Origin of the sequence: Micromonospora sp. WMMD712 (assembly GCF_029581295.1) — a bacterium.
GTDB classification, from domain to species: domain Bacteria; phylum Actinomycetota; class Actinomycetes; order Mycobacteriales; family Micromonosporaceae; genus Micromonospora; species Micromonospora carbonacea.
In genome coordinates, this window is record NZ_CP120743.1 from 2,554,474 (window position 1) to 2,570,492 (window position 16,019).

At 75.3% G+C, this 16,019-nt stretch carries 16 protein-coding genes; 9 read left to right on the forward strand and 7 right to left on the reverse strand.

Going from position 1 to position 16,019, the window contains the following annotated elements:
* Positions 1-59 precede the first annotated feature (59 nt).
* From O7633_RS10645 to glnA, 3 genes are all read right to left on the reverse strand, one after another.
* The gene (locus tag O7633_RS10645; protein ID WP_282327604.1) at positions 60-752 is read right to left on the reverse strand and encodes a WYL domain-containing protein; all 693 of its coding nucleotides are present in this window, start codon (positions 750-752) and stop codon (positions 60-62) included.
* Positions 753-787: 35 nt separating this feature from the next.
* The gene (locus O7633_RS10650) at positions 788-1,213 is read right to left on the reverse strand and encodes a DUF350 domain-containing protein (RefSeq protein ID WP_074474771.1); all 426 of its coding nucleotides are present in this window, start codon (positions 1,211-1,213) and stop codon (positions 788-790) included.
* A gap of 106 nt (positions 1,214-1,319) precedes the next feature.
* On the reverse strand, positions 1,320-2,669 hold the full coding sequence (gene glnA, locus O7633_RS10655; RefSeq protein ID WP_074474770.1) for a type I glutamate--ammonia ligase: 1,350 nt from the start codon (positions 2,667-2,669) through the stop codon (positions 1,320-1,322).
* Between the two features lie 214 nt (positions 2,670-2,883).
* On the opposite strand from glnA, the gene O7633_RS10660 reads away from it, so the two are divergent.
* From O7633_RS10660 to O7633_RS10670, 3 genes are all read left to right on the forward strand, one after another.
* Positions 2,884-4,674 (forward strand): NAD+ synthase, encoded by a 1,791-nt coding sequence (locus O7633_RS10660; protein ID WP_282327606.1) that lies wholly within the window; start codon positions 2,884-2,886, stop codon positions 4,672-4,674.
* Between the two features lie 120 nt (positions 4,675-4,794).
* On the forward strand, positions 4,795-5,640 hold the full coding sequence (gene panB / locus O7633_RS10665) for a 3-methyl-2-oxobutanoate hydroxymethyltransferase (protein WP_282327607.1): 846 nt from the start codon (positions 4,795-4,797) through the stop codon (positions 5,638-5,640).
* 181 nt (positions 5,641-5,821) lie between these two features.
* Positions 5,822-6,286, forward strand: coding sequence for a hypothetical protein (locus O7633_RS10670; RefSeq protein WP_282327608.1), 465 nt, complete (start codon positions 5,822-5,824; stop codon positions 6,284-6,286).
* Positions 6,287-6,502: 216 nt separating this feature from the next.
* Here O7633_RS10670 and npdG read toward each other — a convergent pair whose 3' ends face one another.
* The 4 genes from npdG to O7633_RS10690 all read right to left on the reverse strand — a co-directional run bounded on the left by npdG (position 6,503) and on the right by O7633_RS10690 (position 9,899).
* Positions 6,503-7,201 (reverse strand): NADPH-dependent F420 reductase, encoded by a 699-nt coding sequence (gene npdG, locus O7633_RS10675; RefSeq protein ID WP_278128385.1) that lies wholly within the window; start codon positions 7,199-7,201, stop codon positions 6,503-6,505.
* A gap of 126 nt (positions 7,202-7,327) precedes the next feature.
* Positions 7,328-8,746 (reverse strand): RNB domain-containing ribonuclease, encoded by a 1,419-nt coding sequence (locus O7633_RS10680; protein WP_282327611.1) that lies wholly within the window; start codon positions 8,744-8,746, stop codon positions 7,328-7,330.
* Positions 8,747-8,779: 33 nt separating this feature from the next.
* Complete coding sequence (locus O7633_RS10685; protein ID WP_282327613.1) at positions 8,780-9,613, reverse strand: histone; 834 nt, start codon at positions 9,611-9,613, stop codon at positions 8,780-8,782.
* 82 nt (positions 9,614-9,695) lie between these two features.
* Complete coding sequence (locus tag O7633_RS10690; protein ID WP_036372683.1) at positions 9,696-9,899, reverse strand: hypothetical protein; 204 nt, start codon at positions 9,897-9,899, stop codon at positions 9,696-9,698.
* A 438-nt stretch (positions 9,900-10,337) separates the two neighbouring features.
* Here O7633_RS10690 and O7633_RS10695 point away from each other — a divergent pair, with 438 nt between their 5' ends.
* The 6 genes from O7633_RS10695 to O7633_RS10720 all read left to right on the forward strand — a co-directional run bounded on the left by O7633_RS10695 (position 10,338) and on the right by O7633_RS10720 (position 15,881).
* Positions 10,338-10,709: a hypothetical protein gene (locus O7633_RS10695; RefSeq protein WP_074474762.1), complete on the forward strand. Its 372-nt coding sequence runs from the start codon at positions 10,338-10,340 to the stop codon at positions 10,707-10,709.
* Positions 10,706-11,194, forward strand: coding sequence for a roadblock/LC7 domain-containing protein (locus O7633_RS10700; RefSeq protein WP_282327616.1), 489 nt, complete (start codon positions 10,706-10,708; stop codon positions 11,192-11,194). The genes O7633_RS10695 and O7633_RS10700 overlap by 4 nt, the downstream gene beginning before the upstream one ends.
* 25 nt (positions 11,195-11,219) lie before the next feature.
* On the forward strand, positions 11,220-12,011 hold the full coding sequence (locus tag O7633_RS10705; RefSeq protein WP_278128392.1) for a nucleotidyltransferase domain-containing protein: 792 nt from the start codon (positions 11,220-11,222) through the stop codon (positions 12,009-12,011).
* A gap of 89 nt (positions 12,012-12,100) precedes the next feature.
* Positions 12,101-13,324, forward strand: a complete 1,224-nt coding sequence (locus O7633_RS10710) for a S8 family peptidase (RefSeq protein ID WP_282327617.1) — start codon at positions 12,101-12,103, stop codon at positions 13,322-13,324.
* 186 nt (positions 13,325-13,510) lie between these two features.
* Positions 13,511-14,038 carry a hypothetical protein gene (locus O7633_RS10715; RefSeq protein WP_282327618.1) on the forward strand — a complete coding sequence of 176 codons (528 nt, stop codon included), beginning with the start codon at positions 13,511-13,513 and terminating at the stop codon, positions 14,036-14,038.
* Positions 14,039-14,279: 241 nt separating this feature from the next.
* A complete protein-coding gene (locus tag O7633_RS10720; protein WP_282327619.1) occupies positions 14,280-15,881 on the forward strand; it encodes a SulP family inorganic anion transporter in 1,602 nt (533 codons plus the stop codon).
* Positions 15,882-16,019 lie beyond the last annotated feature (138 nt).

Sequence of the window (16,019 nt, forward strand, 5' to 3'; positions counted from 1 at the left end):
CCGCGACAGCGTCCTGTCGGTGTTTCCGACGCCGATCGGGCGGGAGCCGGCGGCGTGGCTCAGGCGAGGGTGAGCTGGCGGACGACCTGGCGCGGGATGTCCAGCACGTCGGGGCGCAGCTCCCGGGTCACCGGCTCGGTCAGCACGGTCACCGCGGCGATCCGGTCGAGGCGGAACGCCCGGGGGCCGTCGCGCAGCCGGCACCAGGCCAGCAGATACCAGTGCCAGGGGTTGCCGAGGAAGCCCAGCGGCTCGACGACCCGCTCGGTGGCGACGCCGGCCCGGTCGGCGTAGCCGATGCGCAGGACCCGGGCGGCGGTGACCGCCCCGGCGACGGCGGCCGGGACGGGCGCGGCGGGCCCGCCGCCGACCAGGTGCACCCGCCCGGCGAGCCGGCGGGCCTCGGCGGCGTCGGCCGGCGGCAGGACGGCGAGCAGCTTGCGCAGGGCCGTCGCGCCCGCCGCGGCGAACGGGCCGCCGTCGAGGCGGTGCAGCGCGACGGCCATCGCCACCGCCTCGACGGCGGTGAGGTTCACCGGCGGCAGGGTGTGCGCGCGGTCGACCACGTAACCGCCGGTGCGGCCCGGCTCGGCCCAGATCGGCACCCCGGCCTGCTGCAACGCGGCGATGTCGCGCTCGATGGTGCGGGAGCTGACCTCGAAGCGGCCGGCGAGCCAGCGGGCGCTGCGTGGCCGGGGCGACACCGCCCGCAGCTCCTCCACCAGGGCGTAGAGGCGGTCCGTGCGGTTCACCCGGCGAACCTAGCCGCCGGGTGTGACAGGCGGGCTCAGGCGATGCAGGCGCACACGATCAGCGCGGCCCCGAAGTGGGTGGCGGCGCTGACCCGGGCCGCCGGGTGCGGCTCGTCGGAGCAGATGATCTCGCCGAGCCGGCCGGGGGTCAGCATGTCGAGCACGAAGAACGCCAACGCCATGATCAGCAGGCCGATCAGCCCGAAGACGACCGTGGACGCCAGGCCCTTGGCGAAGTCGCTGTAGCTGGTCAGGATCGCGGTGAACACGATGCCGGCGATGCCGAGCTGGTTCGCGGCGAGCAGCAGCGCCGCGTTGCCGTTGCGCCGCACCCAGATCAGCTCCCGCAACCTGCCGGGGGTGAGCAGGTCGACCAGGCCGAAGCCGGCCGCCATCAGCCCCACCCCGACGACCCCGAACACGACGCTCTGCCATGCTCCGCTGAGCAGGTCCTCCAGCACCGACTGCCTCCCACCACCACCGGCCGCCCGGCGGGGGTGCCGGCGCGGTGATCGAGACGATAGCGGCCCGCCGCAACTCCCCGACAGGCCGCGCCGGCCTGCGGCGTCAGAGCGACAGGTAGCGCTGCCGCTCGTAGGGGGTGACCTCGCGGCGGTACTGCTCCCACTCGGACCGCTTGTTGCGCAGGAAGAAGTCGAAGACGTGCTCGCCGAGCACCTCGGCGACCAGCTCGGAGCCGGCCATCACGTCGATCGCCTCGGCCAGGTTCTCCGGCAGCGCCTCGTAGCCCATCGCCTTGCGCTCGGCGCTGCTCAGCGACCAGACGTCGTCCTCCGCGCCCGGGGGCAGCTCGTAGCCCTCCTCGATGCCCTTGAGGCCGGCGCCGAGCAGCACCGCGAACGCCAGGTAGGGGTTCGTCGCCGAGTCCAGCGAGCGGACCTCCACCCGGGCCGAGTTCGGCTTGCCGTAGGCCGGGACGCGGACCAGCGCCGACCGGTTGAGGTGACCCCAGCAGACGTACGCGGGGCTCTCGGTGATCCGGTCGGGCAGCGCCTGCGGGAACAGCCGCTTGTAGGAGTTGACCCACTGGTTGGTGACCGCCGTGTATTCCCGGGCGTGGGTGAGCAGCCCGGCGATGAACGACTTCGCCACCTTCGACAGCTTCATCGGGTCGCCGCCGTCGTGGAACGCGTTGCGCTCGCCCTCGAACAGCGACAGGTGGGTGTGCATCCCGCTGCCCGGCTGGTCGGTGAACGGCTTCGGCATGAAGCTGGCCTGCACGCCGGTGGAGAGCGCCACCTCCTTGACCACGTGCCGGAAGGTCATGATGTTGTCGGCGGTGGTCAGCGCGTCGGCGTACCGCAGGTCGATCTCCTGCTGGCCGGGGGCGACCTCGTGGTGGCTGAACTCCACCGAGATGCCGATGCGCTCCAGGGCCAGCACGGCCTGGCGGCGGAAGTCCCGCGCCACCGCGTGCGTGGTGTGCTCGAAGTAGCCGCCCGTGTCGACGGGGGTCGGCACGGAGCCGTCCTGCGGGCCGTTCTCCAGCAGGAAGAACTCGATCTCGGGGTGGGTGTAGAAGGTGAAGCCCTTCTCGGCGGCCTTGGACAGCATCCGGCGCAGCACGTGCCGGGGGTCGGCCCAGGACGGGCCGCCGTCGGGCAGCAGGATGTCGCAGAACATCCGGGCGCTCTCGCCGCTGACGCCACCCTCGAAGGGGAACACCTGGAAGGTGGTCGGGTCGGGCATGGCCACCATGTCGGACTCGAAGACCCGGGCGAAGCCCTCGATCGCCGAGCCGTCGAACCCGATGCCCTCCTCGAACGCGGCCTCCAGCTCGGCGGGGGCCACCGACACGCTCTTGAGCGTGCCCAGCACGTCGGTGAACCACAGCCGGACGAACCGGATGTCCCGCTCTTCCAGCGTACGGAGGACGAACTCCTGCTGACGGTCCACTTCCACCCCTCGTGCCACTGTCTCCACCACCGGTGGGGCCTGGCCGCCCAGTCTCCACCGGCTCCTTTACGCAGACGTTACGCGACCGACCTGGACCACGTCCTGTCGTGTCCCGCCCCCTGGCGGACCGGCCCGACCGGCGTCGCCGCACGAGTGGCCGCCGTCTCCGCGCAGCCCCGGTGCCGCCGCCGCCCGGCTGGGGCAAGATGTGGGCATGCCCACCCTGCGTCTCGCCCTGTCCCAGGTCAACCCGAGCGTCGGCGACCTCGCCGGCAACGCCGGCCTGGTCCGCCGGTGGACCCGCACCGCCGCCGACGCCGGCGCCCAGCTCGTCCTGTTCCCGGAGATGGTGCTCACCGGGTACCCGGTCGAGGACCTGGTGTTCCGCCGGTCCTTCGTCGCCGCGTCGCAGGCGGCGCTGCGCCGCCTCGCCGCCGACCTGGCCGCCGACGGCCTCGGCGGGGTGCCGGTGGTGGTCGGCTACCTCGACGCCGACGGTCCGCCGCAGGTCAGCTCCGACGCCGAGCCGGGCCGGGGGGCCCGCAACGCCGCCGCGGTGCTGCACGGCGGCGAGGTGGTGGCCACCTACTTCAAGCACCACCTGCCCAACTACGGGGTGTTCGACGAGGACCGCTACTTCGTCCCGGGCGACGCGCTGACGGTGGTCCGCATCGGCGGGGTGGACGTCGCCCTGACCATCTGCGAGGACATGTGGCAGGCCGGGGGCCCGTTCGCGGCGGCCCGGCAGGCCGGCGTCGGCCTGGTCGTCACGATCAACGGCTCGCCGTACGAGCTGAACAAGGACGACATCCGGTTGCCGCTGGTGCGCCGCCGGGCCGCCGAGGCGGGGGCCGCCGTGGCGTACGTCAACATGGTCGGCGGCCAGGACGAGCTGGTCTTCGAGGGCGACTCGCTGATCGTCGGCGCGGACGGGACGCTGCTGGCCCGCGCCCCCCAGTTCGTCGAACACCTGCTCGTGCACGACGTCGAGCTGCCGGCGGCCGAGGGGCCCGGCGGCGACACGGCCCTGGCCGGCGGGGCCGCGCCGGCCGGCGGCGAGCTGGCCGCGGGCATGCGGATCGTGCGGGCCGCCGTCGGCGATGTCCCGCCGGCACCCGGCGGCGCGGCGGCGGTGGGCGGGACCATCGAGCCGGTGGCCGACGAGGCGGAGGTGTGGCAGGCGCTGGTGCTGGGCCTGCGCGACTACGTCGACAAGAACCGCTTCCCGTCGGTGGTGCTGGGGCTCTCCGGCGGCATCGACTCGGCGGTGGTGGCGGCCCTCGCGGTCGACGCGCTCGGCCCGGACCGGGTGGTCGGCGTCTCGCTGCCCAGCCGGCACTCGTCGGAACACTCCCGGGCCGACGCGGAGGACCTGGCCAAGCGCACCGGCCTGGACTACCGGGTCGAGCCGATCCAGCCGATGGTGGACACGTTCCTGGCGAACCTGTCGCTGTCCGGGGTGACGGTGGAGAACCTCCAGGCCCGGGTGCGCGGGGTGATCCTGATGGCGCTGTCGAACCAGGAGGGCCACCTGGTCCTCACCACCGGCAACAAGAGCGAGCTGGCGGTGGGCTACTCCACTCTCTACGGCGACTCGGTCGGCGGCTTCAACCCGGTCAAGGACGTGTGGAAGACGCTGATCTGGCGGCTGGCGAAGTGGCGCAACGCCGATGCCGCCCGCCGGGGCGAGACCCCGCCGATCCCGGAGAACTCGATCGGCAAGCCGCCGAGCGCCGAGCTGAGCCCCGGCCAGCTCGACAGCGACACGCTGCCGGACTACGACGTGCTCGACCCGATCCTGATCGGATACGTCGACGGCGACCTGGGCCGCACGGGGCTCGTCGAGTCCGGGCACGACCCGGCGGTCGTCGACCGGGTGCTGCGGATGGTGGACACCGCGGAGTACAAGCGGCGGCAGTCCGCGCCCGGCACGAAGATCTCGATGAAGGCGTTCGGGCGGGACCGGCGGCTGCCGATCACCAACCGCTGGCGCGAGGACGGCTGAGCCGGGCTGGCCCACCGGGGAGTGAAATCCTCCACTGCCTCCTGCCGTCGGCCGGCGCGCGGTGCGACGCTTGCGACGGACCCGGGGACCGCGCGCGCGGCCTCGAGGAAGGAGACAGTCATGGTGGAGTCCACCCCGACCGAGGTGACCGCCCTCTACGGCGGCCCGGCCACCCGGCGGGTGCGCACCCGCGACCTGCTCGCCGCCAAGGAGCGCGGCGAGAAGTGGTCGATGCTCACCTCGTACGACCAGTACACCGCGTCGATCTTCGACGCCGCCGGGATCCCGGCGCTGCTGGTCGGCGACTCGGCGGCGAACAACGTCTTCGGCTACGAGACGACGCTGCCGGTGACCACCGAGGAGCTGCTGCCGCTGGTCCGCGCCGTGGTGCGGGCGACGAGGCAGGCGCTGGTCGTCGGCGACCTGCCGTTCGGCTCGTACGAGGAGGGGCCGACGCAGGCGCTGCGCACCGCCGTGCGGTTCATGAAGGAGGGCGGCTGCCACGCGGTCAAGCTGGAGGGCGGCCGGCGCTGCGCCGACCAGGTCGCCGCGATCGTCGGGGCCGGCATCCCGGTGATGGCGCACGTCGGCTTCACCCCGCAGAGCGAGCACACCCTCGGCGGGTACCGGGTGCAGGGGCGCGGCGACGCGGCCGACGAGGTGTTCGCCGACGCCCTCGCGGTGGCCGAGGCGGGCGCGTTCGCGGTGGTGCTGGAGATGGTGCCGGGCGAGGTGGCCAAGCGCATCACCGGTGAGCTGACGATCCCGACGGTCGGCATCGGGGCCGGGCCGGACACCGACGCGCAGGTGCTGGTCTGGCAGGACATGGCCGGCCTGCGCACGGGGCGGGCCCCCCGGTTCGTGAAGCGCTACGCCGACCTGGCCGGGGCGTTGACCGAGGCGACCCGACGGTTCGCCGACGAGGTCCGGGACGGCGAGTTCCCGGCCGCCGAGCACACCTTCTGACGCGTCCGGCGCTGCGGCGGGCGGCGTGCCCCACGTCGTCCACCGCGGCGCCCGGCGGCCCGCGCCGACGGCGGCGGCAGGCGGCCGAGGTGACGCGGGCGTCCGGCCAGCGGACGCAACGGTAAGGTACCCGCTCGTGGATCATGTTCGTATCTCAACGGTTGTCCTGACCTGCGTTTCCGTGCTGGCGCTCGCGGCGTGCGGCGGGGAGGAGACGGCCCCGACGGCCGCGCCCACCTCGGCCGCCGCCACTGCTACCACCGCCGCCGCCCCGACCACCGGTGCGGCCTCCCCGACGGCCGCCGCCCCCGCCTCCGCCGACCCGGCCGCCGACAAGAAGCTCTGCGAGACCGCGAAGAAGGTCGCGGACGACTCGAAGAAGGCGCTGATGAAGGCCGTCGTGGACGGCGGGGACCCGGCGGCGGCGATGAAGAAGGCGTTCACCGAGATGTCGGAGGTGGCGCCCGCGACGGGCGGCTCCGGCAGCGAGGTCGCCGTCGCGCTGGCCGCGGTCGGCGCGGAGGCCCGCAGGATCGCGAACGCCGCGGACGTCGAGGCCGCGGCCGAGGACAGCGCCGCCCTGGAGAAGGCCGGCGCGAAGGCCAACGCCGCCTGCAAGAAGGTCGGCGTCGACCCGAACCTCTGATCCGCGCGCCGGAGCGGGTGCGCCGGCGGCCTTCCACCGCCGCTGTGTGCCGCCCCGGCGCGGCAGCCCGGTGGTGATCGACTCCACGTCGGCGACATGGCGGTATCCGGACGGTGGGGATACCGCCAGGTCGCCGACATCGCGCGGCCCGACCCGCAGCGACCGGCCCGACCCGCCACGACCGACCGGAGCCGCCGGGCCCGGGGCGGGCGTCGCTCAGAGGTCGGTGACGCGGAGCCCGGCGTGGGCCCGGTAACGCTTGTTGATGGCGATCAGGTTGGCCGTGAACGCCTCGATCTGGTGGGCGTTGCGCAGCCGGCCGGCGTAGATGCCCCGCATCCCGGGGATCCGGGCGGCGAGCGCGCCGACGACGTCCACCAGCTCGCGGTCCTCGGTGCAGATCAGCACGTCGAGGTCGATCCGGTCGACCTCCGGGTCGGCCAGCAGCGGGGCGCTGACGTGGTTGAACGCCGCGCAGACCCGCGAGTCGGGCAGCAGGGCGGCGGCCTGCTGGACGGCGCTGCCCTCGGCGACGGTCAGCGCGTACGGGCCCTGCCGGTCGAAGCCGAGCGGGTTGACGCAGTCGACGACGATCTTGCCGGCGAGCGGCCCGGCCAGGGCGGCGACGGTGGCGGCGTGCCCGTCCCACGGCACCGCGATCACGACCACGTCGCTGCGCCGGGCGACCTCGTCGTTGCCCGCGCCCACGACCTCAGCCTCGGCGGGCACGCCCCGCAGGGCGGCGATCTCGGCGGCGGCCTCGGCGGCCCGCTCGGCCGACCGGGAGCCGATCAGCACGGACTGCCCGGCGCGGGCGAACCGGTAGGCCAGGCCCCGGCCCTGGTCGCCGGTGCCGCCGATGATGCCGACGGTCAGCCCGGACACGTCGGGCAGCGTGCTCGCGTCGTATGCCATGGCCCCATCCTCGCAAACGAGGCGGGCCGGCAGCGGCGTCGGGCACGGTGCGAAGGCCCGCCGGGCCGCTCCGGGCGCTGCGCGCGGCCCGCCGGCGCCGCGCGGCCCACCGGCGCGCGACGGCTGTCAGGCCAGCGCGAAGAGGACCTTCCGGGTGGCCGGGTCGGCGGTGACCAGCCGGACCCGGACCCGCTCGCCCAGCGGCAGCACGCCCGTGCAGCGGGCCCGCACCGGCGGGGCGTCCAGCGCCACCGTGCCGCCGGGCTGCCGGCCCGGCCGCGGCTCGTCGACGTCCAGCACCGCCGCGTCGAAGCTCTCGCCGACCCGGTGCGCCAGCAGCACCGCCTCGGCCAGCTCGACCGCGCCCCGGGTGGCCGCGCCGGCCGTCCGGTCGGTCGCGGCCATCACCTGCGGCAGCCTGGGCAGCGCCGCGCGGGCCCAGTCGGGCACCGGCCGGTCGGCGTGCAGGGCCAGGCAGACCTCGGTGGCGTACCGGTCGGCCAGCCGCCGCAGCGGGGCCGTGACGTGGGCGTACGCGGCGGCGACCCCGCCGTGCGCCGGCTGCTCGGGCAGCGCGCCGTCGAACGCGGTGTACGCGGCGCCGCGCATCAGCTCGGCCGCCTGGTCGACGAACGCGGCGGCCCGGGGCTCCGCGGCGTCCAGCCCGGCGAGCAACTCGCCGACGCCGACGCCGTCCGGCCAGCGCACGCCCAGCGGGGCGGCGGCGGTGCGCAGCCGGGCCACCGCCTCCGGCCTCGGCGGCGGCATCGTGCGCAGCAGGCCGACTCCGCCGGCCAGCATGATGTCGGCGGCGGCCATCCCGGTGAGCAGGGAGATCTGCGCGTTGTGCTCCTCCATCGGCGCCGGGCCGCGCAGCACCAGCCGCCACCCGTCGCCGTCGGATTCGACGTCCTGCTCGGGCAGCGGCAGGTTGACCGCGCCCCGGCGCAGGCCGCGCGCCGTGAGCAGCGCGCCGAGCTCGGGGAGCAGGGCGATCGGCTCGGGCAGCCGGCCGGCGTCGGCGGCGGCCTGGACGCCGACGTAGTCCAGCTTGGCGCGGCTGCGCACCAGGGCGCGTTCCAGCGCGACGGCGACCGTGCCGCCGTCGGGGGCGAGGTCGATCGTCCACAGCACGGCCGCCCGGTCCTGGTCGGGCAGCAGGCTGGCCGCCCTCTCGCTGAGGGTCTCGGGGTGCAGGGGGACGTTGCCGTCGGGCAGGTAGACGGTCTGCCCGCGCCGCCAGGTCTCCTCCTCCAGCGCGCCGCCGGGGCGCACGTGGGCGGCGACGTCGGCGATGGCGTACCGGACCCGGAAGCCGCCGCCGGGGCGGCGGGCGAGGTGCATCGCCTGGTCGAGGTCCCGCGAGGTGGCCGGGTCGACGGTGACGAACGGGACGTCGGTGCGGTCGACGGCGGGCCGGGGCGGCGCGGCGGCCGCCGCCTCGGCCTCACGCTGCGCCGCGGGCGGGAACCGGTCGGGCAGTTCCAGCTCGCGGCGCAGCGCGCCGAAGTCGATGCGGGGCGCGAGGACGCGTCGGATCAGCACGGCCCAATCCTGGCACCCCCACCCGCCCGCGGGTCAGGGGGTGCGGGTGGACGTCGGCTTCTTCGCCGGCGCCTTCCTGGCGGTGGCCGTGCGGGTGGCACCGGTGGACCGGGCCGCCGCCGTGGTCTTCCGGGCCGTGGTCTTCTTCGCCGCCGGGGCCTTCTTCGCGGCCGTGGTCCGCTTCGCCGCCGGGGCCTTCTTCGCGGCCGTGGTCCGCTTCGTCGCCGGGGCCTTCTTCGCCGCCGTGGTCCGCTTCGTCGCCGGGGCCTTCTTGGCGGCCGTGGTCTTCTTCGCGGCGGTGGCCGTGCGCTTCGCCGCCGTCGCGGGCGCCTTCTTCGCCGCCGTCGTCGTCCGCTTCGCCGCCGCCGTGCCGGTCTTCTTCGCCGCCGCGCCCGTGCCACGGACCGTGGCGGTGGTCTTCCGCGCGGTGGAGGTGACCTTGCGGGCGGCGGTGGTCTTCTTCGCGGGGGCCTTCTTCGCCGCCGTCGCGCCGGTCCGCTTCGCGGCGGTGGCCGTGCGCTTCGCCGCCGTCGCGGACGCCTTCTTCGCCGCCGTGCTCTTGGCGGCCGGGGCCTTCTTCGCCGACGTCCGCGTGGCGGGCGCCTTCTTCGCCGTGGTCCTGCTGCCGACCGGGGTCCTGCTGGCCGCCACCTTCGTCGCGGCGGCCTTCTTCGCGACCGCCTTCTTCGCCGGGACCCGGCCGGCCCCGGCGCCGGAGGCGTTCGGGGACGCCTTGGTCACGGTCGGCCGCCGGGTCGCCGTGCCGGCGGCCCGGGTCGTGCCCGTGGCCCGTCCGGCCGCGGCGGTCTTCTTCGCGGTCGTACGTTGGGCGGCCGGGCGGGTGGTGGCCTTTTGTGCTTCGGCCATCGTGGTTCCCTCCTTGGGGACATGCTCTCGCGTGCCTCCTCTCGGGGCACGGAGTTCCTCGACGCGGGCCGTCCCGCGCCGTTTATCTGTCCTCCCCGGCCCAACGGGCGTCCTCGGCGTCCCACGCGTCGTTGCGCTCCCGCACCTGTTGCAGGGCGTTCTCCGCGTCGGCCGCCGAGGCGTACGGCCCGAGCACGTGCCGCGCCGCGCAGACGTCGGCCTCGGTCTCGACCCGGTGGTGTCGGGTGCACCAGTAGTAGTGCCCACCACTTCCGCTGTCGCTCATGGGATCACTGTGCACCGCGCACCGCCCGGCCGCCACCGGTTCAGGCAAATGGTCGCCGACGTCTTCCACAGTAGACGTGCTGACCGGCCGCCGGGCCGAAACGGCGGAACCCGTCGCCGGGCGGACCGGCGCGGGCCCAGCGGCGCGGCGCAACCCGCGCGCCGGTCGGTAAGAACGGTCCCGTCCCCTACCACCCAGCCTGGGGGGCTTCATATCAGCCTGGACGATAACGTGCCATCCGTCACCGGGTCCCATTTACGGGACTGGCGGACGGCTCACACCTCCGCTCAGGTCGATACGTCCGCTCGCGGGTGCGCCCCGCCGCGCCGTGTGCAAGCCTCTGCGAAACCTTCTGCGCGGCGCGGCGCACCCGTCACCGACGGGTGACCCTCGGCAACGCCGAGGCGACGCCCGCCGCCCGACCTGGGGGACGACACCGTGGCGAATCTTGACGTCGCGCTCAAGAGTGCGATGAACATCGATGGCGCGATCGGCGCCGCGCTGGTCGACTACAACAGCGGGATGACGCTCGGCGTGGCCGGCGGCACCGGGGAGATCGACCTGACGATCGCCGCCGCCGGCAACACGGACGTGGTCCGCGCCAAGCTGCGCACGATCGAGATGCTGAACCTGAACGACGAGATCGAGGACATCCTCATCACCCTCGGTTCGCAGTACCACCTGATCCGGCCGGTCACCAGCCGGACGGGCAAGGGCCTGTTCCTCTACCTGATGGTGAGCAAGAGCCGGGCCAACCTGGCGATGGCCCGGCACCAGCTCCGCGTCATCGAGGAGAGCCTGGAGCTGTGAGCGTGGTCGACAGCACCGGAACCGTCCTGCCCCGGCGCACCGCGCGGCAGCCGGGGGAACTGCCGACGCCCCGGGCGTTCCCGCCCTCGCTGGCGGGCGACCCCGCGCTGCCGTACGCGGCGATCGGGCAGGAGCTGGCCGACCTGCGGGTGCAGATCCCCGGCGTGCACGGCTGCGTCCTCGGCGGGGTGGACGGCCTGCTCATCACCCACAACATGCAGACCGACGTCGACCCGAACGACCTGGCCGCGCTCGCCGCGACCACGTACGGACTGGGCCGGCAGGTGGGGCTGCGGCTGAGCCAGGGCGAGTTCCAGCAGTCCACCGTCCGCAACGACCACGGCTACCTGAGCGTCTACGCCGTCAGCCGGCAGGCGCTGCTCGCCGTCGTGGGGCAGGACAGCATCAACGTGGCCCGGCTGCACCTGCACGCGCCGTCGACCGCCGCGCGGCTCGCCGCCCTGCTGGAGCGGGACCGCCCCTGATCGGCCGGGACGCCACAATGCGACGGTGGACATCGAGGTGGCGCGCTACCTGACGGAGCTGGTCGCCGCGGCCGGGGAGGCGCTCGGCGACGACCTCGTCGGCGCGTACGTGGCCGGGTCGGTGGCGCTGGGCGCGTACCAGCCGGGGCGCAGCGACGTGGACGTGGCGCTGCTGTGCGCGCGGCCCCTGCCCGCCGGGCGCAAGCGGGAGCTGGTCGCCCGGCTGCGGCACGAGGCGCTGCCCTGCCCGGCGCGCGGGTTGGAGCTGGTCGTCTACCGCCGGGACGTGGCCCGGTCGGGCACCCCGGAGCCGGGCTTCGAGGTGGAGCTGAACACGGGCGCCCGGATGCCGCCCCGGGTGACCTGGTCCGGCGACGAGCGGGCGGCCGCCGACGGCCGGTTCTGGTACGGGCTGGACCGCAGCATCCTGCACGCCGGCGGCCTGGCCCTGCTCGGGCCGCCGGCCGGGGAGGCGTTCGCCGACCTGACGCCGGCCGACCTGCGCCGGCTGCTGGTGGACGCGCTGACCTGGTGGCTCGCGCTGCCGACCCCGCCCGGCGACGAGCCGGCGGCCGGCACCGAGGACGCGGTGCTCGGCGCGTGCCGCGCGCTGGTGCGCTGCCGCGACGGCGGCTGGCTGCCGAAGGTGGCGGCGGGGCGGCGGCTGGTCGGGCAGGGGCACCCGGCGGCGGGCCTGATCGAGCGGGCGATCGCGGCGCGGCGCGGCGGCCGACCACCCGGCGGCGCGGCGGCCCGGGCGTTCCAGCGGGCCGTGCGCGACGAGATAACACGATGCTATGACCCATTCGATATATAGCTCGCTGTGGATCTCTCGATAGCCTGTCCTCACGATCTCAGACCGCGTACCCGCAGGTCGACGCGGTCGACGACAGAGGAGACCGATAGATGACGCTCCACCGCAAGGCCGCCACCCTCGGCGTGCTGACTGCTTCGGCGCTGGCCGCCACCATGATCGGCGGCCCGGTGTCCGCGGCGCCCGCGACCGGCGAGATCCGCCACGCCGGTGGCGCCACCGCCGTTCCCTCCAGCTACATCGTGGTCCTGAAGGACAGCGCCGTCGGCGGGAAGGCCGGCACCCGGGCCGCCGCCGTCGCCAGCTCCGCCGGCAGCCTCGCCAAGCAGTTCGGCGGCAGCGTCGCCCAGGTGTACGGCGCGGCGCTCAACGGCTTCGAGGTGCGGCTCTCCGAGGCCGCCGCGAAGCGCCTCGCGGCGCACCCGGCCGTCGCCTGGGTCGAGCAGAACCACGAGGTCAGCCTCCAGACCACCCAGGCGAACCCGCCGTGGGGGCTGGACCGCACCGACCAGGCCGCCCTGCCGCTGAGCAAGTCGTACAACTACACCAGCGCCGGCACCGGCGTGACGGCGTACATCATCGACACCGGCATCAACGTCAACCACAACGACTTCGGCGGCCAGGCCGTCGACGGGTACGACGCGGTCGACAACGCGCTGCCGGCCGCCGACTGCAACGGCCACGGCACCCACGTCTCCGGCACCGTCGGCGGCACCACGTACGGCGTGGCCAAGGACGTCAAGCTCGTCGCCGTCCGGGTGCTCAACTGCCGGGGCCGGGGCACCAACGCCGGCGTCATCGGCGGCGTCAACTGGGTGACCTCCAACCACCAGGCCGGCCAGCCGGCGGTGGCGAACATGAGCCTCGGCGGCGGGGCGAACTCGTCGCTGGACACCGCCGTGGCGAACTCCATCGCCGACGGGGTCACCTACGCGGTGGCCGCCGGCAACTCCAACGCCAACGCCTGCACCTCCTCGCCGGCCGCCGTCCCCACGGCGATCACCGTCGGGGCGACGCAGAGCAACGACGCGCGCGCCAGCTTCTCCAACTTCGGCACCTGCCTGGACATCTTCGCCCCGGGCGTGGACGTCCTCTCGGCCTGGTACAGCAGCAACACGGCGACCAACACCATCAGCGGCACCTCGATGGCCTCGCCGCACGTGGCCGGCGCCGCCGCCCGCGTGCTGTCCAACAACCCGACCTGGACCCCGGCCCAGGTCGCCTCGTACCTGACCAGCACGGCCACCGCCGGCGTGGTCACCAGCCCCGGCACCGGTTCCCCGAACCGCCTGCTGTACGTCTCCCCCACCAGCTGATCCCCCTCGCCCCAGGTCGGCCCCGGAGCGCCCGTCGCTCCGGGGCCGCACCGCGTCCGGGCCCGGCCAGCCGCCCACCGTACGCATCATTCCGTTAAAAGGGGCGTAACCGGCAACACGGGTCGGAGGCTCTACGGTGTGGTGGCACGCGGCGTGCGTGTACGCGTACCGGCCTGGGGGTGAGCGGTGCAGCGCAGACCCGGCACCGCCGTTCGCCTCGCCCCGCTGCTCGTCTGCGCGCTCCTGTTGCACGTCGGCCTCGCCTGCCGCGCCCCGCTCGACGCCGTCGCCGTCGCCGTCGCGCCGCACCCCGCAGTCGCCCCGGCCACCGTCGCCGCCGCGTCGGCCGCCGACCCCGGCACCCCGGTCCGCGCGACCGCCCGGTCCGCGGCGGCCCCCCGGGCCGGCGTGCCGCCGCGCACCGGACGGTCCGGGCGGGTCGCCCTGGAGGCGTACCGCCTCGTGACCACGCTCGCCGCGCACACCGACCAGCCGCCGGACCCCACCGTCGTGCCCCGCTTCGACGGGAAGGCGTGCGGCTCGGTCAGCCGGTCCGGCCGGGGCAGCCAGGGCACCGACCGACGCGACCCCGGGCCGCAGGCCGGGTCGGCCCTGCCCGAGGCCGCCGTGCGCCGGGGCAGCACCGCCGACGGTCGCCCCGCCACCGCCGACGCCGGACCCGACCCGATCCGGCTGCGCGTCCTGCGCTGCTGAGCGACGCCAGCCGGAAAACCGGACCGCCCGCCGTCGCGGGCGGCGTACGGCCGGCGGGCGGCGCGGACGTCCCCCCGGCCCGTCGGGCACCTTCGCGAACCCCGACCACCACGCGGTCACCCGCCGGCCACCGCGCCGCCGACACCCGTACCCCCGGCCCCGCCGGCGGTGCGGCCAGCCGGCGGCCGGCGTCGGCGGCCGACCCGTCGCCCGCTCGCCCCGCCTTCCCCGGATGTGAACGATGTCGCCTCCCGCCCTGCCCTGGCGCACCCTGCGCGCCGACCTGTCCGCCTCCGTCGTCGTCTTCCTCGTCGCCCTCCCGCTCTGCGTGGGCATCGCCGTCGCCTCCGGTGTGCCGGCCGAACTCGGCCTGGTCACCGGCATCGTCGGCGGCCTCGTCGTGGGGTTCATGCCCGGCAGCAGCATGCAGGTCAGCGGCCCCGCCGCCGGCCTGACCGTGCTGGTCGCCGAGGCCGTGGACCGCTACGGCCTCGCCGGCCTCGGCACGATCGTCCTGGTCGCCGGGCTGCTCCAGGTCGGCCTGGGGCTGCTGCGGCTCGGCCGCTGGTTCCGCGCCATCACCGTGTCGGTGGTGCAGGGCATGCTCGCCGGCATCGGCCTGCTGCTCATCGCCGGGCAGCTCTACGTCCTGGCCGGCGTCGCCGCGCCACACACCGGGCCGGGCAAGTTCACCGGCCTGCCGGGGCTGGTGGGCGAGGTCGTCACGTCCGCGCAGGCGCGGGTCTCGCTCGCCGTGGGCGTGGCCACCATCGCCGTGATGGTGGGCTGGGACAGGCTGCCCGGTCGGCTGCGGACGGTCCCCGGCGCGCTCGTCGCCGTCGTGGCGGCGGCCGGGGTGACCGCCGCGCTCGGGCTGCCCGTCGACACCATCGAGGTCGAGGGGCTGCTCGCGGCGATGCAGCCGTCGCTGGGGCACTGGGGCACCCTCGCGGACGTCGGGGTGCTGGCCACGATCGCCACGTTCACCCTGGTCGCCTCGGCGGAGAGCCTGTTCAGCGCGGCGGCCGTCGACCGGCTGCACCGGGGCCCCCGCACCGACTTCGACCGGGAACTCGTGGCGCAGGGCACCGGCAACACGATCTGCGGCCTGCTCGGCGCCCTGCCGATGACCGCCGTCATCGTCCGCAGCTCCGCCAACGTGCGGGCCGGCGCGCGGACGAAGGCGTCCCGGGTGCTGCACGGGCTGTGGCTGCTGCTGTTCGCCGCCGCCGCGCCCGGCCTGATCGGGCTGATGCCGCTGCCCGCGCTCGCCGCCGTGCTCGTGCACGCCGGGGTCAAGCTGCTGCCGCTGCGCGCGCTGCCGGAGCTGTGGCGGCAGCACCGGGGCGAGGCGGTGGTGCTGGCGGTGACGGCCCTGGCCATCCTCACCACCGACATGTTCACCGGCGTGCTCGTCGGCCTCGGCCTGGCCGTGGTGAAGACCGCGTGGGAGATCTCGCACGTCCGGGTCACCGTGCGCGACGTTCCGGTGGCGGGCGACCCTGCGGAGCGGGACGCCACCGTGGCCGACCCGGCCGCGGGCGGCCCCACCGGGCGGGACGCCGCCGCGGGCGACGCCGGCCCGGGGCCGGTCGAGGTCGCGATCACCGGGAACGCCACCTTCCTGCGGTTGCCCACCATCCTCACCACGCTCAACGATCTGCCGGCCGACCGGACCGTCCGGCTGGACCTGCGCGGGCTGCGGCACGTCGACCACGCCTGCCGCACCGCGCTGGACACCTGGATCGAGACGCACAACCGCAACGCGGGGGTGTCGGTGCACGTCGTCGCCCCGCGTCCGGCGGAGGACGACCGGCCCCGCACGGTCGACGCGGCGGACTGACCCCGGTCCGGCCTGACCTGGACTGGCCGCGGTCCGGCCTGGCCCGGCGGGCCGGGTCCGGTTCGCGATGTCGGCGAGATGGGGGTGTCCCGACCAGCCGGATGCCCCCGTCTCGCCGACATGATCACGGCTGGGTGG